Consider the following 25156-nt stretch of genomic DNA (forward strand, 5'->3'; position numbering starts at 1 on the left):
CATGTCGATGATCTCCGCTGCGCTGCTGCGGCTGCGCCTGATCGCCCGCTACGCCGAACTGCGTCGCAGCCTGGAACGCATCGTCGGGTCGCGTGACCAGGCGTCGGCCGCGCTGCATGAAACCTGGCTGCGGCTGGATGTGGCCAAGCCCGCCAGTCCGGTGCTCAATCCCGACGCCTACCTGCTGCGCATGGCGGCGCGCATCGCCACCGACGATTGGCGGCGCAACCGCGAGCCGCTGGCCGACGACGAGCGCGAAGCGCTGCTCTACGTGGCCGACGAAACCGCGGACCCGCAGCGCATCGTGGCGGCGCGACGCGACGTGCGCACGCTGGAGGTCGCGATGGACGAGCTGCCGCCGCGCCAGCGTGCCATCCTGGCGGCGGCGCGCGTGGACGGGCTGCTCAATGCCGAGATCGCGGAACGCTTCCAGATTTCGGTGGCGATGGTGAAAAAGGAATTGGCCGCCGCCATGCGGCATTGCCGCGAACGCCTGGCCGACACCGAGGCCGTGGCCAACGGCGATGTTGTCGGCCGACGGAAATTCTGACACGATGCTCGGCGCCATGAACCCATCCGAAGACCCCAACCGCTTGCGGCGCGAAGCCGAGCAATGGTGGTTGCGCCTGCGTGACCGCGACGCGACGCGCGGCGACGCCGAAGCGATGAAGCAGTGGCGCGCGCGCAGCCCGTTGCATGCGCAGGCCTGGGACGAGGTGGCGCGGTTGTGGCAGGACCTGGACCCGGTGTTGCGCCAGGCCGTGCGCCGCGATCCGGGGTTGGCGCACCCGCCTGCCCGCAGGGGGCCGAGCCGGCCCGCCCGCCGGGCCTTTCTGGGCACGGCCATGGCCATGGCTGCGGGCGGCGCGGCGGTGGCGGTATGGCCGCCGCTGTCCCTGTGGCCGTCGTTGCTGGATTACACGGCGGATTTCCGGACCGGCACGGCCGAGCAGCGCGAACTGGCGCTGTCCGATCAGCTGCACGTGCAGATGAACACACAGACCCGCATCAACCAGCGCGGCGCGCAGGCCGGCAGCGCAGCCATCGAACTGGTGGCGGGCGAGGCCCAGGTGGAAGCGGCCGGCAGCGGCGCGCCGGTGATCGTCTACGCCGGGGCCGGCGCCACGCGGGCGCGGCAGGCGCGCTTCAACCTGCGCTATACCGGGCCCGAGGTCTGCGTGACCTGCCTGCAGGGCACGGTCGACGTGCAATGGGCGGGCGCGCAGCGCACCCTGGCCGAAGGCGAGCAGGTCACTTACGACGATACCGGCCTGCACGCGCCGCTGGCGGCCGATACGGCGCAGGTGAACGCCTGGCGCACGGGGACGTTGACCTTCGCCGGGCAGACGCTGGCCGAGGTGGTGGACGAGATCAACCGCTATCGCCCGGGCCGCGTGCTGCTGCGCAATGCCGACCTGGCCGCGCGGCGCGTGCGGATGCGCTTTGAGATTACCCAGACCGACCTGGCGCTGCACATGCTGCGCGACCTGTACGGCGCGCAGCTGACGCGCCTGCCGGGCGGCATCGTGCTGCTCAGCTGAGGGCGCTGTTACAAAATATTTAGGGGTTTTCGGTAGCCCTTCCTTCGCGTCCCTCCGTCATTGGAGTATGAGCCGCCATCACGCGCCACGAACGCGCCGATGACGTGATCTCGCTCCCTTGGCTACACGGATCAGGATTGCCCGCTATGACATCGCGTCTTCGCAAACTCCCTATGACCCGCCTTGTTGCGGCTGGCGCGCGGGGAGGCCGGCTCAAGCCGCTGCCTGCCGCGCTGGCGCTGATGCTGGTGTCGGGGGGCGTGGCCATGCCGGCCTCGGCGCAACAGGCTTTCAGCAGCGGCTGGTTCGCGGCCAAGAACGCGGCGCAGACGCAGGCCATCACGACGGGCCGGCTGCCCAACGGCGCACCGGTGAGTTCGCTGACCGGTGCGCGCCAGTCGCAGGCGGCGCGCGAGCAATTGCAGCGGTCGGTGGGCAACCTGGGCACGACGGCGGCGGCGATCGCCGCGCAGCAGGCCGCGCAACGCGCCGCGCGTGACGTGGCGTTGGCGTCGGGCGCGCCGGTGCCGGACGGCATGGCCGAAGGCGGCCTGAAGGTGGATGCCAATCCGCTGACGGCGGGTTGGCGCAATGCCCGGGCGCCGGTGACGACCGTCGAAGACGGGCGCACCAAGGTCGCCATCGAGCAGACCGGCTCGAAGGCCGTGTTGAACTGGGAAACCTTCAACATCGGCAAGCGCACCACGGTGGAATTCCAGCAGGATTCGACGTGGGCCGTGCTCAACCGCGTCAACGATCCGCAGGCGCGGCCGTCGGTGATCCAGGGGCAGATCAAGGCTGCCGGCACGGTGATGGTGGTCAATCGTAACGGGGTGGTGTTCGACGGCACGTCGCAGGTGAATGTGCGCAACCTGGTGGTGGCCGCGGCGCGCATCAGCGACACGCAGTTCGAGAACAATGGCCTGTACGGGCCGGACGACAAGACCCCGACTTTCACGGACGCGCTGGGCAAGGTGGAATTGCGGCCCGGCGCGCTCATCGAGACCAACCGGCCCGCCACCGTGACGCAATCCGGCGGCTACGTGCTGCTGGTGGGCCGCGAGGTGGACAACGCCGGCACCCTCACGACGGCCCGCGGGCAAGCGGCGCTGGTGGCCGGCGACAGCTTCATCATCAAGCGCGGCCAGGGCACCGAGGGCAATGCCGCGTCGACGACGCGCGGCAATGACATCACGCCGACGGGCGAGGGCGTGGTGACGAACCGCGGCCTGATTCTGTCGCCGCAAGGCGATATCACGCTGGCGGCCCGCACGGTGGACCAGGCGGGCGTGCTGGCGGCATCCACGTCGGTGGATTCGCGCGGCACCATCCACCTGAATGGCGTGGGCGCCAAGGCGGCGGTGACGCTGCGTTCAGGCGCGGTCAGCGCCATTCTGGTGGACGCGGACAACGCCACGGCACTGGACGGCCAGCGCGACAACCTGATGTCGCCCAGCGTCGACACGACCGGCACGCTGGCGCAGACCGACCGCAATCGGCGCGACTTGTCGCTGGTGCAGATCGACAGCGGCGGTACGGTGGATTTCCAGCGAGATTCGCTGACGCTGGCCACGGGTGGCCAGATCGCGGTCAAGGCGGCCGGGCGCAGCCTGGTGCGTGACGGCGCGCAGCTGGACGTGGCTGGCGCCATCGGCGTGGCCGTGTCGATGGAATCGAACAATCTCAAGATCAATCTGCAAGGCAACGAGCAGCGTGATTCGCCGCTGAACCGCGACGATGCGCGCTTGAACAACAGCGATGTGTGGCTGGACCGGCGCTCGCTGATCCGCGTGGCCGGCGGCACCGGCGGCTACGAGGGCGACCGCTGGTACAGCGCCGGCGGCCTGCTGGAAGTGGGCGGTTACCTGGGCACGCTGGCCGTGCCGGCCAGCCACTGGCTGGCGCAGGGCGGACAGGTCCGCTTCGAGGGCGCCGAGGTCGTGACGCAGGCCGGCTCGACCATCAACCTGTCGGGCGGCACGCTGGACGTGCAGGCCGGCACCCTGCAGCAGACCTGGCTGCGCGGCCAGGACGGACGTCTCTATACGGCCGACCGGGCGCCGGCCGACTTGCTGTACACCGGCATCTACAACGGCTTCGAGCAGCGTTCCGAGCGGTGGGGCGAGAAGGCCACGCGCCGCTTCTACAACGCGCTGCTGGCGCCGCGCACGCGCCAGGAAGACGGCTACACGGTAGGGCGCGATGCGGGGGCGCTGGTCATTTCGACGCGCAACGCCGTGCTGGAAGGCGATCTGGTCAGCAATACCTATCAGGGCGTGCGCCAGGACCGCGCGCCGCAGGCGGGCCTGGACGGCTACAGCCAGTCGCAACGCGCGGTGGCGCGCGGCGCGGCGCTGGTGGTGGGCAACGATGTGCGCTACTACGATCCTGTCGCGAGGCAGGTGCACTATCAGCTGGGCGCCACGGCGGATACCGTGGCCGAGGTGATCGTGGGCGCGGGCGGGCAGCGCCTGGCCGATGGGCTGGACCTGGCCGCCGCGTTGCCCAAGGAAAACCTGGGCAAGCTGTTCCTGGACGCGGATCGGCTCAATGGCTTTTCGCTGGGCCGGGTGCGCATCGCCGCGGGCCGGTCCATCACGGTCGATTCGGCGTTGCACAGCGCCGACGGCGGCGAAATCACGCTCTATGCGCCCGAGGTGGACATCAAGGCCAACCTGGTCAGCCGCGGCGGCCTGATCCAGGCCGGCAACATCCTGCTGCAACCCAGCTTCCTGGCGCCGCGTATCGAAGACACGGGCCTGGCGCCCCAAGCCAATCAGAAGCCTGGGGTGCACGTGGCATCGGGCGTGATGCTGGATGCCCGCGGCGTGTGGGCCAACCTGCTGCGCGACGCCGAGAGCCTGGCCGGTTTGCCGGTGCGTGACGGCGGCCGCGTGGCGTTGCGCAGCTCGGGCGACGTGACCCTGGATGCGGGCAGCGTGCTGGATGTATCGGCCGGTGCGTCGGTGCTGGCCGACGGCAAGCTGCAGGGCGGCCAGGGCGGCAGCGTGACGCTGGCCGCCTATGCGCTGAGCAGCGTGGCGGCAACCGGTGGCCAGCTGTCGATGAACGGCGACGTGCGAGGCTATGGCGTGACGGGCGGCGGCACGTTGTCCGTCTCTAGCGGCGGGCACATCGTGTTGGGTGGCCCGCTCGATCCGCAGGAAAAGGGCACGCTGCGGCTGGATGCGTCGTTGCTACGCACCGGTTTCGGCAAATACGAGATCAACGGCTACGAAGGCCTGACGGTGGCCGACGGCGCGCAGATCGACGTGGCCATGCCGGTACTGCGGTTGCCGGGCAGCGCCGCGCAGGCGCCGGGTTCGGGCGTCGCGCCGGGCGACGTGCTGTCGTTGTGGACACCGCCGCTGTACACCGAAGACCCGCTGCGCGGTCGTCTGACGCAGCGTGTTGGCGCCGACCTGGCGCTGTACTCGGACCGGGGCGCCGTGGGCGGACCGATCGTGGTGGGCGAGGGCGCGCGCGTCAGCGTCGACCCCGGTCGCACGATCCAGATCAAGGGCGCGGACCAGCTGACGGTGCTGGGCCGGCTGGACGCCTGGGGCGGGCGCATTTCGATCAATGAGCCGCGCATTGGCGAGCAACCCTACGTGCCCAAGGCGAATCCGCGCTCGGTCTGGATCGGCGAGCAGGCGGTGCTGGACGTGGCCGGGCGCAGCCATGTGGCGGTGGACCGGAAGGGCGAGCGCTATGGCGTGGTGCAGGCGGGCGGCTCGATCGAGATCGGCGGCAAGATCGACTGGGAAACCGATGTCGATACGCTGAACCGGCCCATCGACCGGCACATCATCCTGCGGCCGGGGTCGCTGCTGGACGCATCGGGCACGCAGGCCGTGCTGGACCTGCCGGGGCGCGGTGCCACGGTGGTGGGGTCCGATGGCGGCACGATCGTGCTGTCGTCCGCCAATGGCCTGCACCTGGATGGCATGCTGCGCGCGGCGGCCGGTTCCCGCCAGGCGGCCGGCGGTACCCTGGGCGTGTCGCTGGCAGGCGCGTTCTACATGCGCAACCAGTCGCCGGAACTGGCGGTGCAGGCGGAACGCCAGCTGATCCTGGCGCAACGCCAGGGCGAAAGCCTGCTGGCCGCGGATCTCAAGCCGGGCCAGGCCAATCCCGCATTGGTGTATGGCTATGGCCGTCTGGGCGTGGACCGCATCGAGGCGGGCGGTTTTGACAACCTGGCGCTGAACGCCGATGTGCACGCCGACGGCGACGTCTCGCTGGCCTTGCGCCAGAGCCTGCGGCTGTCGGGCGCGCTGTCGTTGCAGGAAACGGCGCCTGCCGCCAGCGTGGTGAACCTGAGCGCGTCGTATGTGCTGTTCAACCAGGCGCGCTACCGGCCGCTGGATGGCGCCGACGCCTTCCTGCAGCCGGTTGCCGCGCCGCTGAAGTATCTGCATGTCGATCACCGGCTGAACGTGGCGGCGGATCTGCTGGATGTGCGCGGCATGCGCAACCTGGTCACCTTTGACGACGTGCGTTTCGACGTGCTGGGCGACATGCGCCTGGGCGCGTCTGGGTTTGGCGACCGCGGCCTGATGAACAAGCTGGCCGCGCCCGGCCGCCTGACGCTGACCGCGGCGCAGCTCTACCCGGTCACCGGTTCGGGCGGCATCATCGCCGTCGGCGACTACCTCGCCAAGGGACCGAACGGCGACATCGCCAGCTACAACCACGATGCCGTGCTGACGTTGCGGCGCACGGACGGCCAGATGCCGGCCATGCCTTATTCCGCATTTGGGGCGATCACGCTGGCGGCGCCGCTGATCGAGCAGGGCGGCGTGCTGCGCGCACCGCTGGGCGCCATCACCTTTGAAAGCCGCACCGAAAAGCCGAGCACGGTGCGGTTCCTGCCGGGCAGCATCACGTCCATCAGCGGCGGCGGGCTGCTCATGCCCTATGGCGGCACGGTGGACGGCGTGAAATACACCTATGCCGGCAAGGACGTGACGCCGGACCCGACCCGCAGCGACGATTTCCTGGGCAGAAAGATCCAGATCCAGGGCAGCGTGATCGAGGTGGCCGAGGGCGCCGTGCTGGATCTGTCCGGTGGCGGCGAACTGACGGGCGGCGCGTTCGTGCGTGGCCGCGGCGGCTCGGTCGACGTGCTGCGCTATGCCATGGCCGACGCCAATCCGGGATTCAGCTTCAGCCGGTCGGGCAACGCGGTCTATGCCATCGTGCCGGGTTTCGCCGGCAGCCAGGCGCCGGTCACGACCGATGCCGGCGCAGGCAATCCCGCAGTGGGGCGGCAGGTCACCATTCAGGCCGGCGTGCCGGGCCTGCCGGCGGGCACTTACACCTTGCTGCCCTCGACGTATGCGCTGCTGCCCGGCGCCTTCCGCGTGGAACTGGGCCCGCAGGGCGCCAATGAAGCGTCGGTGACGGCGGCGACGCGCGGCGGCTCGTGGGTGGGCAGCGGGTTGCTGGGCACAGCCCGGACCGGGCAGCTTGCAGCGCTGCCGACGCGCCTGTTGATCACGCCTGCCGATGTGGTGCGTCGCCATGCGCAGTACAACGAGACGTCCTATAACGCCTTCGTGCTGGCCGACGCGGCGCGCAAGGGCATTGCCCGCGGCATGCTGACCACGGATGCCCGCGCGCTGCATCTGAACCTGGCGCAGGGCGCCGGCATGGGCGATGCCCCGGCGCTGTCGTTCAAGGGAACCGCGCGGTTCGACGTACCCGCAGGCAGCGGCAGTTACGCCGGCCGCCTGGCGGTGACCGGCCCGGCAGATGGCCTGGAGATCCTGGCGGCCGGCCAGGCGCCCGTGCTGGACCCGAAGGCCGCGGCGATCTATGCCGCAGACCTGAACGCCTTGTCGCCTGGTTCGATGTTCATCGGCGGCACCGTCGGGGGCCAATATGCGTCAGGCGCCCGCAGCGTAGGGGGCAACGTGAAGCAGGTGGTCGTGCGCAGCGGCGCCGCGCTGAGGGCGCCCGAGATCTTCCTGTATTCGCTCGATGGCGGCCGGGGCATCCTGGTGGAACAGGGGGCGACCCTTTCCACGCTGGGGCGCGGCGACGTGGCGCAGGATGCGCGCACGGGCCTTTATTACGACTTGATCAGCGGCGCCATGCTGGCGGTCTCCAACGGGCTGGTGAACCTGCTGGTGCCCAAGTACGGCAGCGGCACCGCCATCGATGTGGGCGGCTGCCTCACGGATTGCACGGGGCCTGCCCGCCTGCTGTCGGAAGGCTCGATCGGTGCCTCTACCAGCGGCGCGTTCACCTGGCGCGATACGGTGCAATACGGCACCCGCAACCTGGCGCTGAGCGTGTCGGCCGTCAACCTGGGCAGCGCCCAGGCCCTGCAGCAGGCCGGCGCGGCAGGCCGCCTGCCGCCGGGCCTGGCGCTGAACCAGGACGTGCTGGGCAACCTGCTGCGCGGCAATACCGCGTTGGAAGCCCCGGCGCTGGAAAGCCTGATCCTCAACGCGGGCGAATCGGTCAACGTGTACGGCTCGGTCTCGCTGGACGCGCGCGGCGCGGGCGGCCGGTCGCTGCAGCGGCTGGTGCTGGGCGCACCGGCCATCTATGGCTACGGCGCGGCGGGTGATACCGCCACGATTGCCGCCGCTGAATTCGTATGGGCGGGGGCGACTGCCGCCGACCGTGGCGGTTCAAGCGGCGCCGGCGCCAACAAGCCGCAGGCGCCGGGCGGCGCGATCCTGGACAGCCTGGGTAGCGGTGCGCTGAACATCGCGGCCGATGTGATCCGGCTGGAATCTTCGCCCTATCGATTGCCGAACGACCTGGTGCCGGCCGAGCGCCTGGTGCTGGGCTTTTCGTCGGTGACCCTGGATGCCGCGCAGATGATTTCCAGCCGCGCCAAGGGCGGCCTGTCGGTCTATCACGCGCCGGATGGCTACACCGCGCAAGACGGCTGGCGCTATCGCGACGGCGATCTGCTGATCCGCACGCCGCTCTTGACCGGCGAGGCCGGTTCGGTGAACTCGATCAAGGCGGGCGGTGCGCTGGCCGTCACCGGCACGGGAGCCGCCGCTGCCGCACGCAATGCGCTGGGCGCCACCCTGAACCTGGCTGGCCGCAGCGTGCTGGTGGACACGACCGTGGCGTTGCCGTCGGGCAAGCTGACCGTCAAGGCCGATGGCGACATCACGCTGGGCGCGGGGTCGCGCCTGGATATGTCGGGCCGCGAGGTGCGGCTGCTTGACCAGATGCGCTACAGCTGGGGCGGCGATATCGACCTGCAAAGCACGGCGGGCAACATCACGCAGGCGCGTGGCGGCCTGATCGATGTGTCGGCGGTGCACAACCGCGCGGGCCGTATCCAGGCCATTGCGCTGGGTGAAGGCGCCGGCCGCCTGGACCTGGCGGGATCGTTCCGCGGCACGGCGTCGGGCCTGTATGACGCGGGCGGCACGCGGGTGGCATACGAAAGCGCCGAGGCGGTGCTACGTGCCCAGACCGTGGCCGACTTTGCCGACCTGAACGCGCGTCTGACCGAAGGCGGCGTGTTCGGCGCCCGGCGCTTCCAGATCAAGCGCGGCGACCTGGTGGTGGGCGACGAGGTGCGTGCGCGCCAGGTGGAAGTGGTGCTGGACGGCGGCAGCTTGACCGTCAATGGCCGCATCGACGCCAGCGGCGCGCAGGTGGGCAGCATCCGCCTGGCCGCCATGCGCGACCTGGTCATCAACGGCCTGCTGGACACGCACGGCACCGGCCTGCGCGTGGACAGCTACGGCAAGATCATCGACAGCGTCAACCGCGCCATGGTGGACCTGACGTCCCGCGAGGGCACGCTGGTGCTGGGGGCTGGCGCGGCAGTGGACCTGCGCGCGGGCACCGACGCGCCGAACAACGATGGCGTGGCGCGCGGCACGCTGGACCTGAACGCGCGCCGCCTGGGCGGCGGCAACGGGCAGGGCGCCTTTGCCGGTTCGGGCGACGGCGCCAACGACGTGGCCGTGACGGTGCTGGGCACGCCCGCCATCCTGGGGGCCAAGACCGTCGCGGTGAATGCTTTCCGCCGCTACAACGACGCGCCGCTGGCGAGCGCGCCGGACGTGACGGGCAAGGTGCCGCAGCTGATCTCGCAGGCCTACCTGGACGGCATCGACGTGCAGAGCCAGGCCTTCATGACCGCGGCGCTGGGCAATCCGGCGTTGTCCGCCCGTCTGGCGGGCCTGGGCAATTACCATCTGCGCCCCGGTGTCGAGGTGGTCAGCGCCACGCCGGATGGCGACTTGAGCGTGGTGGGCGACATCGACCTGTCCAACTACCGCTATGGCCCGAACGTCGACCGCATCACGCCGGCACGGCGCGGCTATGGCGAACCGGGCGCGCTGGTGTTGCGCGCGGGCGGCAACCTGAACATCTACGGCAGCATCAACGACGGCTTTGCGCCGCCGCCGGATTCGCCGGACGACGCGGCCGGCTGGCAACTGGTCGAGGGCCGCTACGGCTCGCAGGCCGTGACGCCGTTTGGCGGCGACCTGGTGGTGCCGATCGGCGGCGTCAAGCTGGAAGCGGGCACCTCGTTCCCCGAGGGCCGCACGCTGAACTACGACCTGCCCGCGCGCCCCGCGACCTTGCCGATGGGCACGGTGCTGCCGGTCGCCATGACGCTGAACGCGGCGTTGTCGCTGCCTGCCGGCCTGGTGCTGACGGGCGACGTCACCACTGCCAGCGGCAGCGTGCTGCGCGCCGGTACGGTGCTTGCGGGCGAGGTCAAGCTTGAAGCGGGGTCGATGCTGGGCGCCGGCTTCGTGCTGCGCAGCAGTGCGTCGATGCGCGCATTCACCTGGCCCAAGGGCGTGGCGTTGCCGACCGAGCTGGTGGCCAGCGCGCAGATCGTGCTGGCGCAGGGCTCGCTGATTCCGTCCCAGACCAAGGTGGTGCTGCTCGATGGCAAGCCGGTGGATCTGCGGCCCAAGGGCCCGGACGGCAAGCAAGGCCGCAACTGGGCATTGGCGCCCATGCTGGGTCCGGGCGCCAGCGCCTGGAGCCTGACGGCGGTGGCTGGCGCAGACCTGGACTCGGCCGACGTGCGCGCCCGCAACGTGCTGGGCAAGGGCGACCTGGTGCTGGCCGATACGCACTACGGCCTGGCGGCCCGCGCGTCCCAGACCACCAAGACGATCTTCGTCGGCGTGATGGTGTTGACGCCGGCCGGCGCCGAAGAGCTTTTCGGCGACCCATCCCTGGTGGGGCACCCCATCAAGGAACTGGCCGAACAGTGGGGCTTCGAATGGGAGACGATGTGTGCCTGGGGCGACTATTGCACGCCCGCCCCGCGCACGGTGTCGGAATCCGGTTCCGTGAACTGGTGGGGCGACGCGAGCTGGGTGGGCAAGCCGGTCGAGGAGTTCGTCGTCGTACTGGGCGTGACGGTGGAGGATTTCTGCGCCGATGCCAGCAATTGCCAGGGCGGCGGCACCTCGGAAACCATCGTCACCCGCGAATACAAGTACGGCTTTGGCTCGCCGGCCTTCAGCGTGCTGCGCACCGGCACGGGCGACCTGTCGCTGCTGGCCGGGCGCGACGTCGGCATGACGTCGTTGTACGGCGTGTACACGGCGGGCACGCAATCGTCGCTGGGCGCGGCCGATGCGCGGTTCAACCTGCCGCGCGGGGCCGACAAGGCCACCGGCACGCTGGGGCTGATCCAGCTGGACGGCAAGTATGACGCCGCTCTGTCCGTGTACCAGGCCTGGTATCCCGACCAGGGCGGCAACCTGGTGGTGCAGGCCGGGCGCGACGTCTACGGCGATGCGGTGGGTTCGGCCGCCGACGCAGGCGTCCCGCTTGAAGGCTCGTCGCCCCGTGCACGCTATGCCAACACGCTGACCGGCGCGTGGCTGTGGCGCCAGGGCAGCCTGGGCACGCCGGGCGTGGCGGACATCGCGCCCAGCTGGTGGATCAACTTCGGCAGCTATGCAACGAAGGCTTCCGTGGGCGGCGGCTATGAAGAGCCGCGGCTGCTTGGCTTTACCGGTTTCGGCACGCTGGGCGGCGGCAACCTCAGCATTTCCGCCGGGCGCGACGCGGGTATCCGCGATGCCCGCGGCGATGCGGCCCGTTACGTCAATGGCGTGGAACCGCGTTCGCAAGGCCTGACCGCTGTCGTCGGCAGCACCGGCCGGGTGCTTGATGGCAACCTGGTGCTGACGGGCGGCGGCGATCTGGACCTGCGCGTGGGCGGCAGCATCAATCCGTCGCTGGCCGCCACCCAGCTGAACGCGACCGGTCCGCACACCGGCGGTAGCGACCATCTGGACCTGAACGGCGTGCTGGCGAACTTGCGCGGCCGGCTGGCCGTGTCCGCCGGCCAGATGGGCGGCATGGATCTGAACTACGGCGACGGTGGCGGCCTGCGCGCCGCCGATCCGTATGCGGTGGCGGGCGGCCGGCCGATGGGCGGACCGCGACTGGTGCTGGGCGATGCCGTGGCCTGGATCGACACGCGCTCGGACCTGGTGCTGGGCGGCGTCAGCGACCCCGGGCGGGCCCGGCCGGTCAATGCCAGTCCGTACCAGCGGGTCGGCGACGCGCAGCCCACGACGGGCGGCGGCGAAAGCTGGTTCACGCTCTGGACGCCATCGACGGCCGTCAATCTGTTTTCGGCGGGCGGCAACCTCACGCCGATGACCGTCACCAATGCCCGTTTTTCCGGTGACGAACTGCGGCCCGAAATCACGCAGATCGATGGGACGGGCCGCAGGTATTTCGTGTACCCGTCGATTCTGCGGGCGGTGGCCGCCAACGGCAATATCGTGCTGGCCAGCAATGCCACCGGCGAGAACAATCCGGTGCTGCTGCTGGCGCCGTCGGCGGGCGGCCAGCTGGACATGCTGGCGGGCCGGTCCATTCTGGCCACAGGCGCGCACACGGTGTCGATGTCGGCGGCCGATGTGGCATTGCCCACGCCGTTGCGTCCGGCCTTCAGCGCCTACTCGACGGACATGTACGCCACGCTGATCTTGACCAACACCAGCACTCAAGGGGTGATGCAGGCGTCCGGATGGGATAACAAGCCGCTCTTTGTGTTCGGGCCCGGCACCCCGCTGGACCGGTCGCTGCACGCGGGGGATGCCAGCGTCGCCCGCTTCTATGCCGCTTCTGGCGACATCGTGGGCGTCAAGAGCGGCGCGGTGGTGCGCTTTAACGGGGGGGGCGGCGTGGTGCGCAGCGTCGATACCTGGTACGAGGCCGCCTTGCCGGTGTCGGTGCGGGCGGGTCGAGACATCCTGGGGCTGGACGTCACCGCGCTGCACAGCAACGCCCGTGATTTCTCGCTGATCGAAGCCGGCCGCGACATCGTCTACGCCAATGCGCAGGTGGCAGGGCCCGGCACGCTGTTGATGCAGGCCGGCCGCCAACTGCGCCAGGAAGACGTGGCCAGCGTGCGCAGCCTGGGCGCCATCGTGCGCGGCGACACCCGCCCCGGCGCAGACCTGGCCGTGCTGGCCGGCGTGGGTTCGGCGGGTCCGGACTACGCGTCGTTCCTGGCGCGTTACCTGGACGGCGCACGCGGGCTGCAAGCCGGCGAGGCGCTGGGCACCCATCCGGGCAAGGTTGTGCAGGCCTATGGCGGCGAGATGACGCTGCGCGGCTGGCTGGCGGCCGAGTTCGGCTATGCCGGCGATGACGCCGGTGCGCCGGCCGAGCTGGCGCGCCAGCAGGCGTTGCGCGATGCCGACACGAACAAGGCCCGCCGCGACCTGAAGAACGACTTCGAGCAGGACAGCGGCGTCTACCTGGTGAACTGGCTGCGCAAGCACCATGGCTACCAAGGGGATGAGGCGGGTGCGGGCGCGGCTCTGGCGGCGCTGGCCCCGGCCGAACTGGGCATCTACGCGCGCCAGCTGTTCTTTGCCGAATTGAAGGAAGGCGGGCGCGAATACAACGACGATGGCGGCCCGCGCTTTGGCAGCTATCTGCGCGGACGCCGCGCCATCGCCGCGTTGTTCCCCGACGTCGACGCCGCGGGCACGCCGCTGCGCTACGACGGCAGCTTCACGATGTACGGCGGCGCGGGGTTGCGCAGCAACTTCGGCGGCAACATCCAGCTGCTCACGCCGGGTGGGCGGCAGGTGCTGGGCGTGGAAGGCGTGGCGCCGCCGGCCAGCGCGGGCGTGGTGACGCAAGGGCAGGGCAACATCCAGCTGTATGCGCAAGGCAGCCTGCTGCTGGGCCAGAGCCGCATCATGACCACGTTCGGCGGCCACATCCAGGCCTGGTCGGCCGAAGGCGACATCAACGCCGGCCGGGGCGCCAAGACGACGGTGCTGTATACGCCGCCGCGGCGCGTGTACGACGCCTTCGGCAACGTCACGCTGTCGCCGACCGTGCCGTCTACCGGCGCGGGCATCGGCACGCTGGCGCCGATTCCGGAAGTGCCGGCGGGCGACGTGGACCTGATCGCGCCGCTGGGCACCATCGATGCGGGCGAGGCCGGCATCCGCGTGTCGGGCAACGTCAACGTGGCGGCGCTGCATGTGGTGAACGCCGCCAACATCCAGGTGCAGGGCGACAGCAAGGGCATCCCGGTGACGGTGTCGGTCAACACCAACGCGCTGACCAGCGCCAGCGCGGCGGCGACCTCGGCGTCGTCCGCGGCGCAGGACGTGATGCAGCGCGACCGCGCGGCGGCACGCCAGAACCAGCCGTCGATCTTCAACGTGCAGATCCTGGGCTTTGGCACGGAACAGTTGCCGGCCGGCAGCGGCGCCGAAGCGCCGCCGCCCAAGCCGCCGGCGCCGTCGGCGTCCTATGACCCGGGCAGCGCGGTGCGCGTCCTGGGCCTGGGCGAGTTGCCGCAAGAGGCGCAGCAGCAGCTGACCGAACGCGAACAGAGCAACCTGGGCCGGCTGTGATGATGACGCCCCTATCGAGCGCGCGCCCGCGGCCGGCGCCCGCCTTGCCGCCGCCCTGGCTGGACGTCGATGCTTGGCATCTGCCGCGCCTGCCCATGCGGCAGGCACGGCAGGCCGAGCGTACGCATGACGAAACGGTGCGCTCGCCGGACGGCACCGTGCGCCCGCCTGAGGAATCGCCGCGTTGGGTCGACGATACGGCGCGGCTGCGCGAGCACCTGAGCGGCAGTTACGCCGCGCTGCATGGCCGGCTGCTGCGGCGGTTTCGTTGCGCCGACCTGGCGCACGAATGCCTGCACGAGACCTGGCTGCGGCTGCAGCGGCCGGTGCTGGCCGAGGTGCGCGAGGCCGACGCCTATGTGTTCCGCATGGCCTGTCATGTGGCCATCGACCGGTTGCGCGGCCAGCCGTCGTGCCTGTCGCTGGATGACCCAGCTGCGGCGCTGCCCGAGCTGGTCGACGACACCCCGGGGCCGCAGGCCGTGACCGAGGGGCGGTCAGCCCTGGCCGCGCTGTCGCGCATCGTGGACCAATTGCCGCGCCGCCAGCGCGCCGTGCTGATCGCCTTGCGGGTGGAAGGGCGCAGCCGCGCCGATGCAGCCGAATGGCTGGGCATGTCGATGCGGTCGGTGGACACGGCGCTGCGCCAGGCGCTGCGGCATTGCGAGCAGGCGGCGGCGCTTATTTGAGGCGGCCGCTGGCCTTGGCCGGGCCGCCAGCGGCCTTTGCGGTGCGGGGGCGCCGGGCAGGGCGCTTGTCGCCGGCCGGCGCCAGCCCGGGGGCCGAGGTCATGGCCAGATTGGCCTTGACCGTCTGCACGAACTCCGTAACCGCCTTCGAGCGGTAGCGCTCGCGCGGCCAGAGCAGGGCGGCCGTGCGCGTCACCTGCGGCACGATGGGAATGGCCCGCAGCGTCGGCAGGGGCAGCACCGCCCCTTCGAACAGCATGCACGCCAGATGGCTGTGGGCGACGATGCTCTGCATGGCTGGAATCGAGTCCAGCTCCAGCCGCACCCGGCCTTCGATGTACTTGGCCAGTTGGCGTTCGATCAATTGGCGCGACACATACAGGCGCGATTGCAGGGCGATGTCCAGGCCCGACAGGTCTTTCTTGTCGATGGTCTGGCGCGCGGCCAGGGGATGGTCGTCTTGCACCAGCAGCATCAGGCGTTCGGTGAAGAGGGGCTCGCTGTCCAGGTGTTCGCCGTTGTCGGGCGTGGTGAAGCCCAGGCCGATATCCAGCAGACCATCCTGCAGGCGCTGTTCGATCTGCCGCATGGGCAGGTCTTCGACGTGCAGGTGGATGCCCGGGTAGCGCGTGGCGAACGAGGCAATGGCGCGCGGCAGCAGCGAATTGGTATAGGTGGTGATCACGCCGACGCGCAGTTCGCCGCTTTGCAGGTCGTTCAGCGATTGCAGCGCCAGCTGGCCATCTTCCAGGTCGCGCAGCGCCCTGAGCGCAAAGCGTGAGAACAGCCGTCCGGCCGCCGTCAGCCGCACCTGGCGCCCGACCCGATCGAACAGCGGCGTGCCCAGCTGCGCTTCCAGCTGGCGCAGCTGGTGCGACAGCGTGGACTGCGTGATGTGCAGCGCGCTGGCCGCCTGCGTGATGTGCTCGCGCTTGGCCGCTTCGAGAAAATACCTGAGTTGCCGGATTTCCATGGTCTGCCCTATGGGTTGTTCTTGTGGGTCGTTGGTTCGCCCGGCCGTGCTTCATCGGCATGTGAATTCATCGATAGAAACGAACGATTCGAACGTTCCAAATCATTATACGGATGGGTGGCCGCTCACTAGAATGCGCTCCATAGCGATAAAACAGGAGACATTCATGAAACGGCTCATTCCCGGCGCACTGCTTGCGTGCGCGGCGCTGGTTGGCGCATCCACGGCCCAGGCGGCCTTTCCCGACAAGCCGATCACGCTGATCGTGCATTTCCCGGCCGGCGCGTCGACCGACATCATTGCCCGCACGCTGGCCAAGGAAGTGGGCGAAGACCTGGGCCAGGCCGTCATCATCCAGAACAAGCCCGGTGCGGACGGCGCCATCGCCGCCCAGGAAGTGGTGCGCGCCAAGCCCGATGGCTACACCCTGCTTATCGCGACCAACAGCCCGATGTCGGGCGTGCCGGTCATGCGCAAGACGCCGCCCTACGATCCGGTGAAGGATTTCACGCCCATCACCGACATCGGCCGCTATTCGTTCTTTCTGTACACCCGCGCCGATGTGCCGGGCAACACGCTGCAGGAATTCGTGCAGCACGCCAGGAAGAACCCCGGCAAGCTGACCTACGGGTCGGGCAACGTCACGGGCCTGCTGTCGTTTGCGTACGTGGCGCAGGCCAGCAAGATCGACATCCTGAGCGTGCCCTACAAGGGCGAACCGCCGATGATCAACGACATCCTGGGCGGCCACCTGGATGCGGGCATCGCCACGGCGGGCACGGGCATGCCGCAGGTGCAGGCCGGCAAGCTCAAGGCGCTGGCCACCGTGCTGCCCGCCCGCAGCCCCAACGCACCGACCGTGCCGACCATGGCCGAAGCCGGCCTGGGCGGCTTTCCCATCGCGCCCTGGCTGGGGCTGTTCGGCCCGGCGGGCATGCCGGCCGATCTGGTCGAGCAATTGAACGCGGCCTTCAAGCGCGCCATGGACAAGCCTTCGGTCAAGCAAGCCATGCAAGTGCAGGACTTCATGCTGACCCCGTCCACGCCGCAAGCGCTGGGCGCGCTGGTCAAGGACCAACTCGAAAGCCATCGCACGCTGCTGCGCGCGACCGGCCTGGAAGGCAGCCAGAACTGAGCACACAGACCATGACCTATTTCATCGAAACGTTCGACAAGCCGGACCACCAGGCCGTGCGCCAGGCCTTGCGCCCGCAGCATCTGGATTTCCTGCAAACCCACGCTCACCGGCTGCTGGCCTGTGGCGCCAAGCTGCGCGATGACGGCAGCGATGCGGGCGGCGGCGTGTACATCATCACCGCCGACAGCCTGGCCGAGGCGCAGGCGTTCATCCACGCCGATCCGTTCTTCCAGGGTGAGCTGTTTGCCGAAGTGCGCATCACCCGCTGGCGCAAGGCGTATGTGGACGGCGTCTGCCACCTGCCGGGGGCGCAATGAAGCTGCACAGCATCGACACCACCATCGTCGATCTGCCGGTGGCCCGGCCGCACAAGCTGGCCATGGCCGTGATCGACCGCCACAGCCAGGTCATCGTGCGCGTGCGCACCGAATGCGGCGTCGAAGGCCTGGGCGAGATCGCCATCATTCCGCACTATGGCGAAGAAGCGCCGGGCGCGATCAAGTCGATGATCGACGAAGTGATCGCGCCTTACCTGGTGGGCTACGACATCCGGCGGCTCGAAGGCCTGGTCCAGTTCATGGACCAGATCATCAAGAACAACGCCTACGCCAAGGGCGGCATCGAAATGGCCTGCGTGGACGCCATCGCCCGCGCCATGAACGTGCCGGCCTACCAGCTGTTCGGCGGCAAGCTGCACGACAGCATTCCGCTCTTGTGGGTGCTGGGCAATGGCGTCATCGACAAAGACATTGCCGAAGCCGAGTCGCGGCTGGGCGACTACAAGCTGTTCCTGGTCAAGATCGGCAAGGGCGACCCGCGTGAAAACGTCGACCGCGCGCTGGCCATCCGCGATGCGCTGGGCGACCGCGCCCAGGTGCGGGTCGACATCAACCAGGGCTGGGATGAAGCCACTGCCACCTGGGGCATCGGCGAACTGCAGGCCGGCGGCATCGAGATCATCGAGCAGCCGCTGCCCGGCCACAACGTCGAAGGCATGCGCCGCCTGACCGAACGCTTCACCGTGCCCATCATGGCCGACGAAGGCGTCATGACCGCGCAAGACGCGCTGCGCATCGCGCAGCGCAACGCCGCCGATGCCTTTTCGGTGAAGGTCACCAAGCATGGCGGCATGCTGCGCACCAAGCAGGTCGCCAACATTGCCCAGGCCGCCGGCATCCGCCTGTTTGGCGGCACGATGATCGAAGGGCAGATCGGCACGTCGGCCTATGCGCAGATCTTCTCGACCATGCCCAACCTGACGCTGGGCGCGCAGTTGTTCGGCCCGCATCTGCTGACCGACGACATCGCCTCGCCGGTCATCGCATTCAAGGACCACGCGCTGGTCGTGCCCGACCTGCCGGGCTTCGGCGTCACGCTGGATACCGACAAGCTGAAGTTCTACCAGCGCCAGGCCGCGCGCTAGAACGCCCAGCGCCAGGACAGCGTCGCGCCGTGGTCCTGGTTGCCCGAGCCGAACTGGCCGGCGTAGGCAAGACCCACCGTGGCGTTGCGGCCGACGGCGGCGTCCAGGCCCACCTCGACCAAGGCGGCATTGCGCGCGATCGGTGCACCCGCGACGGTGAACGCGTCGCCCGCATCGAACGCCATGCGTGATACCGGCTTGACGTCGCCGAAGGCGTGGCGCCAGCCCAGGCCGCCCGTGAGGGTGCCTTGCGTCGTTCCCAGTGCCAGGTCGTGGCGGGCCCGCAGGCCCAGGGTGGTGGTCGTGGTGTGGGTGGCCTGGCTGTCGCCCGACAGCGCCGCGCTGCCGCCGCTTTCGCGGAACGCCCGGCTGCGCTGGCCGGCCCAGGCCGCGCCGGCATAAGGTTCCACGGTGAGCGCATCGCTCGCTTTGAACGCCCAGCCCAGTTCCGTGAAGACCTGCGTGGTGTTGGCGCCGTAGTCGGCGCGCAGCGTCTGGTCCAGTCCGCCCACGGCGATGCGGCGTTGGGTGCTGATGTCGTGCCAGGTATAGGCCGCGCCCAGCAGCAGGTTGAGCGTGCCGGGGCCGGCCGCAAAGGCCTTGCCGCCGTAAACGATCGCGCTGTAGCTGGAAATGTCGGTCTTGGCATCCACGCCGTCGGTGCGCAGGTTGCTGTCGGTATAGCCCAGCGCGCCGCCCAGGCGCCAGCCGCCGCCGAGGGCGCCGTCTCCGCCCGCGAAAACGCCGCCCGTATGCAGGCGCACGGCGGACGTATCGGCCGTGGCGCCCAGGCGCTGCCAGTTGCCCACCACTTGCACCCAGGCCGGCTGCGCGCTGGACGTGGGCAAGGTGGCGGCGGCAGGGGCGGCGTCGCTCATGCCGGCGGCGGCCGTGGGCGTACCCGGACGCAAGCCCGCGCCCAGGTTGGCGCGCAGCTGCGCCAGCGGTACATTGCGGACCAGGCTGCCCAGGCCCTGCAACGCGCTGGCGGCGCTGGCGTGGGTCTCGCCGGACAAGGCGGCGAAGTACGACGGCGGCGCGCCTTCGGGCAGGGTCAGGGCGTGGCGATAGACCTCGTGGCTGACGGGCAGGCTGTTCACCGCGTTGGCGGTGGCGATGCCGTTGCGGCTGAAGACCAGGTCGGCGAAGCGGATGGGGCGCGTGGCGGGCGGCTCGATCACCGGGGGCACGGGATTGCCGCCGGTGGCTGGCGGCGTGCCGGGGTCCGGCGTCACGGGCGGCACCTGCTTGGCCGCGAATTTCAGGTTCACCGTTTGGTCGTTGGCCGAATAGTCCAGTGCCGTGTCCAGATACGCCAGGTTGGTGGTGACGCTGGCAAAACGCGTGCCGTTGAGCGTGCCGTTCGCCTGCAGGATGGGGTAGAGCGTGCCGGTGCCATAGCTGCCCGAACCGGCCACGACCTTCACGGTTGCCCCGGACACATTGGCGCTGCCGGTCGTGGCCAGCAAGTCGGCCTGGCCATTTTCCATGCGCACGACGAAAGTGCCGCCGGTGCCGAAATCCACTGACCCCGTAACGCGTGCCAGTGCGGTGCCCGTGCCGGCATTGCTGCCGATCGCCAGCGTGTTGCCCGTGCCGGTGAAACGGATGTTGCCCGTCGTGGTCGCGCCGCGCCACAGCGTCAAGGTGTTGTTGTTGCCTTCGAAAATGACGGCATCGGTGCCGCTGGACATCGTGCCCTTGTTGATCACGCTGGTGTTGCTGCCGGCCCGCAGCGCGGCCCCGGCGAGGCCCGGCCTGTCGGTCGGGCCTGCCGTGCCGCCGCCGCCGCCCGCGATAAGGCCTTCATTGGTGACCGTGCCGGACCCGATCGAGATGCCGGTACCGCCGTTGCCGGCCAGCAATCCCGTCGCATTGAAGGATTGCACCGAGCCGCCCACGCCGCCGGCAACGAAGGTCGATGGGCCTATCGTGATCGTGCCCGAGGTCAGGACGATTGCATCGCCGCCGGCCCCGCCTGCTATGCGTGATTGGCCGCCGTTGCCGCCGTAGATGCTCCCTCCCAAGAGCTGCAGCGTGCCGGAGGCCGCTACCACGCCCGCGCCGCCGCCGCCTCCGCCTGAGGCGGAATACGTCAGGCCCAACGTGGATTCATTGAAGGTGTCACCGCCTTGGCCACCCTGGACGACGGCGTTGCCGTCCACAGTGAATGAAACGCCGGGTAGTCCCACGAAGGCCGCGCCGCCGCCTCCTCCTCCTCCGAAACCGATTCCATTGAGTCCGCGCGCGCCGTTGAGCGTGCCGTTGCGGATCTCGAGCCTGTTTGATGAGAGGGGGGCGAATCCCCCGTTACCGCCGGTATTGGTCGAGTTGTAGCCGCCGTCACTGCCACCGCCGCCGCCCGACCCGACAGTGAGGCCGCCGCCGCCGCCACCGCCGCCCAATTCGCCTCCCGCAAACGAAGCGCCAGCGGCGCCTCCCAGGCCGCCCTTGCCGGGCAAGCCGTCATTGCCCGAGGTGCCGGGCAGGCCGCCCGCGACTGCCCCTGCCCCGGCTTCGCCGCCGCCAGCCCCTGCCTGGTAGCCTGGAGTCATAGGGAATCCCAAGATATTGCTGCCGCCGCGGCCGCCGTCGCCGCCGGTGAGGCCGCCGCCTTGGCCGCCGCCCGCCCCGAAGCCAATGCCGGTGCCGGCCTGGCCACCACCGCCGTAGCCGGCGGCCGCCCGGACATCGGCGGGCACTGCGGCCAGTACGCAGACGGCCAGCGCCCAACCCAGGGCCAGCGGCGCCAATGCTTGCCTGCCAGGCACGAATGAGGCGTTTTGTGCGCTGGAGGTCGCGTGCGCGGCGTAGCGAACGAAGGATGCAGAACGGCGTGAACGCGACGGGCGAGGCATGGGGCTGTGTCCCTGAATGATGGCTGACTGACGTTAGTGGCACCTCGGCGCGGATCGTCTCAGGAAAAGATGTAACGCCCCGGGCGGCGTGATTCCGGATCGGTTGGGCAGGCTTGACACGTAACCGACCAACTAGTAGATTGGCTGCATCGTGAACCTGGAAATCCCCGCATGAATCTGGATTTGTCCCCCCGCGCCCTGGAAATCGTCGAGCAGACCCGGCTGCTGCTGGCCACCGGCGGCTATCACGGGTTCAGCTATGCCGACGTGTCCGAGAAAGTGGGTATCGGCAAGCCCAGCATCCACCACCATTTCCCCGCCAAGGAAAACCTGGTGCTGGCCGTGGTGACGCTGCATCGCGAGCAGGCCCGCACCGGCTTGGCCGCGCTGAACCAACATGTGCCGGACCCGCAGGCGCGGTTGACGGCTTACGTCGATTACTGGGCCAAATGCCTGCGTGACGGCTCGATGCCCATGTGCATCTGCGCGATGTTGGCGGCGGAACTGCCCGCGGTGCCGCAGGCGGTCGCGCAAGAGGTTCGGGCCTATTTCGGCGAACTGACGGGCTGGATCGCGGCCGTGCTGGACAGCGGCGTGGCCCAGGGGCAGTTCCGGCTGCGCGACACGGTGCAGGTCGAGGCGCAGACGTTCATGTCGACGGTGCACGGGGCGATGCTGACCGCCCGTGCGCTGGGCGATCCCGAGGTCTTTGCCTCGATCACGCGGGCGGCCATCGGCCAGTTGGCCACCGCAGGCTGAATGCAGCAGGGCGTGCACGGAGGCGTGCACGTTTTTTTAACCCGCAGTACCGATCAACTAGTTGGTTGCCAACAGGAGCCTTACCCATGCCACATCCCATTTCCACCTTGGGGGCCGCGCATACCCTCATCAGCCTGGTGCCCGCCACCGTAGGCCTGTACAGCTTCGTGCGCTATCGCGGCATCGATCCCGCGACCCCCACCGGCAAGATCTACCTGGGCGGGCTGCTGCTGGCCGTGCTCACGTCGTTCGGGCTGTCCAGTTCCGGCGGCTTCAACGCCGGGCATGCGCTGGGCATCCTGGCGCTGCTTGCCGTATCGGGCGCTTTGCTCATCTCGCGCTTGCGATGGCTCTCGCGCGCACAGCCCTATCTGTCGCAGTTGGGCTTCTCGTTCAGTTTCTTCCTGATGTGGGTGCCGGGCATCGCGGAAACGCTGACGCGGCTGCCGGTGTCGCATCCGCTGGCCGACGGACCGCAGTCTCCGCTGGTGCGCGGCGCGCTGGGGGCCTGGTTCGCGGTATTCCTGGTGGGCGCGGCCGTGCAGCAGTTCTGGATTCGGTCGCGTCAAAGGCGGGCAGCATGAGTACCCGCGCGATCGATCCGATCGGGGCCTCGCGCTTGCATGACGTGTGGGCGGCGTACCGCACGGCCTCGGTCAAGCCGACGCGCGAATCCTACACGGCCCACTGCGTACGCAACGCCGCGCAGGCGTTCCATGCGCAGCTGGACCGGTTGAATGCGCAATCCGTGGCCGAGAACCAGGCCCAGCGGGACGCGCAGGCCGCGCTGCAAGTGCGCGCCCAGGCGGTCAATGACCTGGGCACGATCCAGGGAGTGCTGGCACTGCAGGGCCAGCGCTACGCGGTAGGCCTGCCCCCGCTGCGGCCGCGCAACGGCGTGGACGAATTCGACGGCGCGTGACGCCGCCGCGCCGGCCGCGGCGTCAGTCCATCCACTGCGTTTCGCCGCTCAGCCAGCAGCCCGGCGCATCGGTGCGGGCGCGCAGCTGAATGGCTGACGGCGACCCCATGGCCACGCCCTGGCGCACCGTACAGATGCGGCCTTTGGGCACCGCGCCCACGCGGTCCAGGTACCCCCACAAGGCGGCCGCCGCGATGCCGGTGGCCGCGTCTTCGGGGTAGCCCGAAGACTTGGGGAACTGCCGTGCGTAGACGTCGTCGCCTTCCACGGCGTAGGGGTACAGGCCCGTGGAGTCCAGCGCTTCGCACAGCGCGCGCATGGCGTTGAAGTCGGGCGCCAGGGCGTTCAGCGCGGCCGCGTCCGGCAGACGCACCAGCGTCTTCACGCGGCTGGTGCTGGCATTGATGGCGTGCAGGCCGGGCAGCGCGGGGTCGATGCGCAGCACCTCGGCGATGGCGCGCGTCTCGGCCGGCGTCAGGTCGCGCGTGGTGACGGCCGGCTGCGAGATCCAGGTCCAGCCGCGGGCGTCGTCCCATTGCACATCGACGATGCCGCTATGCGTCTGGACCTGTGCGGCCGGGGTGGTCCAGTGGCCCCATTGGCGCAGCGCCCACAGCGTACCCACAGTGGCGTGGCCGCACATTTCCATTTCGTGGCCGGGCACGAAGAAGCGCAGCCGGCACAACGCGCCAGGCCCGTCGGCGGGAAAGACGAACGACGACTCGTGGCCGTGGTGCGCGGCCAGCGCCTGCATGGCGGCCGCGCTCATGCCGCGGGCATCCTGCACCAGCGGCACGGGGTTGCCGCCGGTCTGGCTGGCAGAGGGATCGACGAACACGCGCAGCAGGGCCACGTCGCCGGCAGGCGGCGGCGTCAAGGGGCGGACGGAAGATAGGTCAGTCAAACTGGACTCCAACAGTGGTGATGAGGTCGCGCCAGAAGGCGAGGTCTTGGGTCACGGCGCCGGTCAGGGCCTGGGGCGTGCCGGGCTTGACGTCGACGCCCTTGGCCGCCAGGTCGGCGGCGACGGCGGGATCGCGCAGCGCGGCATTCAGGGCCTGGTTCATGCGCTCGACGACGGCCGGCGGCGTGCCTTTGGGAAACGCCAGGCCGTACCAGAGCGATTGCGTGTAGGCCGGCATGCCTTGCGCGGCAAAGGTCGGCACGTCGGGCAGGATGGGCGTGGGCTGGGTGGTGGCCACGGCGGCGACCTTGCCGCTTTGCACGAACGGCGCCAGGCCCACGGGGTTGTCGAACATGATGTCCACCTGGCCGCCGACCAGGTCCGTATAGGCGGGCGCCGCACCTCGATAGGGCACGTGGGTCAGGTCGACCTGCTGGTCCTTGGCGAACATCGCGCCCAGCAGATGCGACAGCGTGCCCGCGCCGACCGAGGCGTAGGTGCCGCGGCCGCGCTGCTTCAGGGTTTGCACCAGGGCAGGCAGCGTGGCGGCCTTCAGGGACGGATGCACGGCCAGCACATAGGGCGACGTGCCGACGAAGCCGATGTAGTCGAAGTCCTGGGCCGGCCGGTACGGTAGGTTCTTGTACAGGCTGGGGCTGAGCGCGATGGTGCTGGTGGTGACGGCCAGCGCGGTGTAGCCGTCGGGCTTGGCCCGCGCGGCCTGGCCCGACCCCACCGTGCCACCGGCGCCGCCGGCATTCTGGATGACCAGGGTCTGGCCCAGGTGGCGCGTCAGCGCCGGTTGCAGCGTGCGCACGACCAGGTCGGTGCCGCCGCCGGCCGGGAAAGGCACGATCAGGGTGACGGGCTTGTCCGGCCAGGCGGGCTGGGCCAGGGTGGCGGCTGGCGCCAGGGCGAGGGTCAGGCAGGGCAGCAGGATGGATGAAAACAGGCGTGACATGACATTCCCCTTGTTGTGGTGTGATGCCGTGATCGTAGGGACCGGCGGCGGCGCGGGCGAACCGTGGCGCGACAGCATGACGTCCAAAACGCGACAGCGGCGCGCGGTCTTGCAATAACGTTGGC

14 protein-coding genes are annotated in these 25156 nt (G+C 69.7%); 10 read left to right on the top strand and 4 right to left on the bottom strand.

Features of this window, described 5'->3' with window-relative positions:
- Position 1 precedes the first annotated feature (1 nt).
- The 4 genes from U858_RS0132330 (at position 2) to U858_RS0132345 (ending at position 15093) form a co-directional block, all read left to right on the top strand.
- Positions 2 to 550, top strand: a complete 549-nt coding sequence (locus U858_RS0132330; protein ID WP_025141234.1) for an RNA polymerase sigma factor — start codon at positions 2 to 4, stop codon at positions 548 to 550.
- 16 nt (positions 551 to 566) lie between these two features.
- Complete coding sequence (locus U858_RS0132335; protein WP_029954663.1) at positions 567 to 1541, top strand: FecR domain-containing protein; 975 nt, start codon at positions 567 to 569, stop codon at positions 1539 to 1541.
- Positions 1542 to 1714: 173 nt separating this feature from the next.
- Positions 1715 to 14404 (top strand): filamentous haemagglutinin family protein, encoded by a 12690-nt coding sequence (locus U858_RS0132340; RefSeq protein WP_025141236.1) that lies wholly within the window; start codon positions 1715 to 1717, stop codon positions 14402 to 14404.
- A gap of 2 nt (positions 14405 to 14406) precedes the next feature.
- Positions 14407 to 15093, top strand: a complete 687-nt coding sequence (locus U858_RS0132345) for an RNA polymerase sigma factor (protein ID WP_198529777.1) — start codon at positions 14407 to 14409, stop codon at positions 15091 to 15093.
- Here the strand turns inward: U858_RS0132345 and U858_RS0132350 are convergent.
- Complete coding sequence (locus U858_RS0132350; protein ID WP_025141238.1) at positions 15086 to 16066, bottom strand: LysR substrate-binding domain-containing protein; 981 nt, start codon at positions 16064 to 16066, stop codon at positions 15086 to 15088. The two genes, U858_RS0132345 and U858_RS0132350, sit on opposite strands and share 8 nt — an antisense overlap.
- A gap of 166 nt (positions 16067 to 16232) precedes the next feature.
- Between U858_RS0132350 and U858_RS0132355 the strand changes: the two genes are divergently transcribed.
- Genes U858_RS0132355 through U858_RS0132365 form a run of 3 tightly spaced genes read left to right on the top strand, consistent with a single transcriptional unit; the run spans position 16233 to position 18627 of the window.
- Positions 16233 to 17201: a tripartite tricarboxylate transporter substrate binding protein gene (locus U858_RS0132355; protein ID WP_025141239.1), complete on the top strand. Its 969-nt coding sequence runs from the start codon at positions 16233 to 16235 to the stop codon at positions 17199 to 17201.
- Positions 17202 to 17212: 11 nt separating this feature from the next.
- Positions 17213 to 17521, top strand: a complete 309-nt coding sequence (locus U858_RS0132360) for a YciI family protein (protein WP_025141240.1) — start codon at positions 17213 to 17215, stop codon at positions 17519 to 17521.
- The gene (locus U858_RS0132365; RefSeq protein WP_025141241.1) at positions 17518 to 18627 is read left to right on the top strand and encodes a muconate/chloromuconate family cycloisomerase; all 1110 of its coding nucleotides are present in this window, start codon (positions 17518 to 17520) and stop codon (positions 18625 to 18627) included. Before U858_RS0132360 ends, U858_RS0132365 begins: the two co-directional genes overlap by 4 nt.
- Here the strand turns inward: U858_RS0132365 and U858_RS36460 are convergent.
- On the bottom strand, positions 18624 to 21398 hold the full coding sequence (locus U858_RS36460; RefSeq protein ID WP_304413276.1) for an autotransporter outer membrane beta-barrel domain-containing protein: 2775 nt from the start codon (positions 21396 to 21398) through the stop codon (positions 18624 to 18626). The two genes, U858_RS0132365 and U858_RS36460, sit on opposite strands and share 4 nt — an antisense overlap.
- Before the next feature lie 258 nt (positions 21399 to 21656).
- Here U858_RS36460 and U858_RS0132375 point away from each other — a divergent pair, with 258 nt between their 5' ends.
- The 3 genes from U858_RS0132375 to U858_RS0132385 all read left to right on the top strand — a co-directional run bounded on the left by U858_RS0132375 (position 21657) and on the right by U858_RS0132385 (position 23166).
- Entirely contained in the window at positions 21657 to 22244 is a 588-nt protein-coding gene (locus U858_RS0132375) for a TetR/AcrR family transcriptional regulator (RefSeq protein ID WP_025141243.1), read from the top strand.
- A gap of 86 nt (positions 22245 to 22330) precedes the next feature.
- The gene (locus U858_RS0132380) at positions 22331 to 22828 is read left to right on the top strand and encodes a hypothetical protein (protein ID WP_025141244.1); all 498 of its coding nucleotides are present in this window, start codon (positions 22331 to 22333) and stop codon (positions 22826 to 22828) included.
- Positions 22825 to 23166 (top strand): hypothetical protein, encoded by a 342-nt coding sequence (locus U858_RS0132385; RefSeq protein WP_025141245.1) that lies wholly within the window; start codon positions 22825 to 22827, stop codon positions 23164 to 23166. The genes U858_RS0132380 and U858_RS0132385 overlap by 4 nt, the downstream gene beginning before the upstream one ends.
- Positions 23167 to 23188: 22 nt before the next feature.
- On the opposite strand, the gene U858_RS0132390 is transcribed toward U858_RS0132385, so the two are convergent.
- Positions 23189 to 24070: a PhzF family phenazine biosynthesis protein gene (locus tag U858_RS0132390; RefSeq protein WP_025141246.1), complete on the bottom strand. Its 882-nt coding sequence runs from the start codon at positions 24068 to 24070 to the stop codon at positions 23189 to 23191.
- Positions 24063 to 25031, bottom strand: a complete 969-nt coding sequence (locus tag U858_RS0132395; RefSeq protein WP_025141247.1) for a tripartite tricarboxylate transporter substrate binding protein — start codon at positions 25029 to 25031, stop codon at positions 24063 to 24065. The genes U858_RS0132390 and U858_RS0132395 overlap by 8 nt, the downstream gene beginning before the upstream one ends.
- Positions 25032 to 25156 lie beyond the last annotated feature (125 nt).

Origin of the sequence: Achromobacter sp. DH1f, from assembly GCF_000633435.1 — a bacterium.
In the GTDB taxonomy this organism is placed as follows: domain Bacteria; phylum Pseudomonadota; class Gammaproteobacteria; order Burkholderiales; family Burkholderiaceae_B; genus Achromobacter; species Achromobacter deleyi.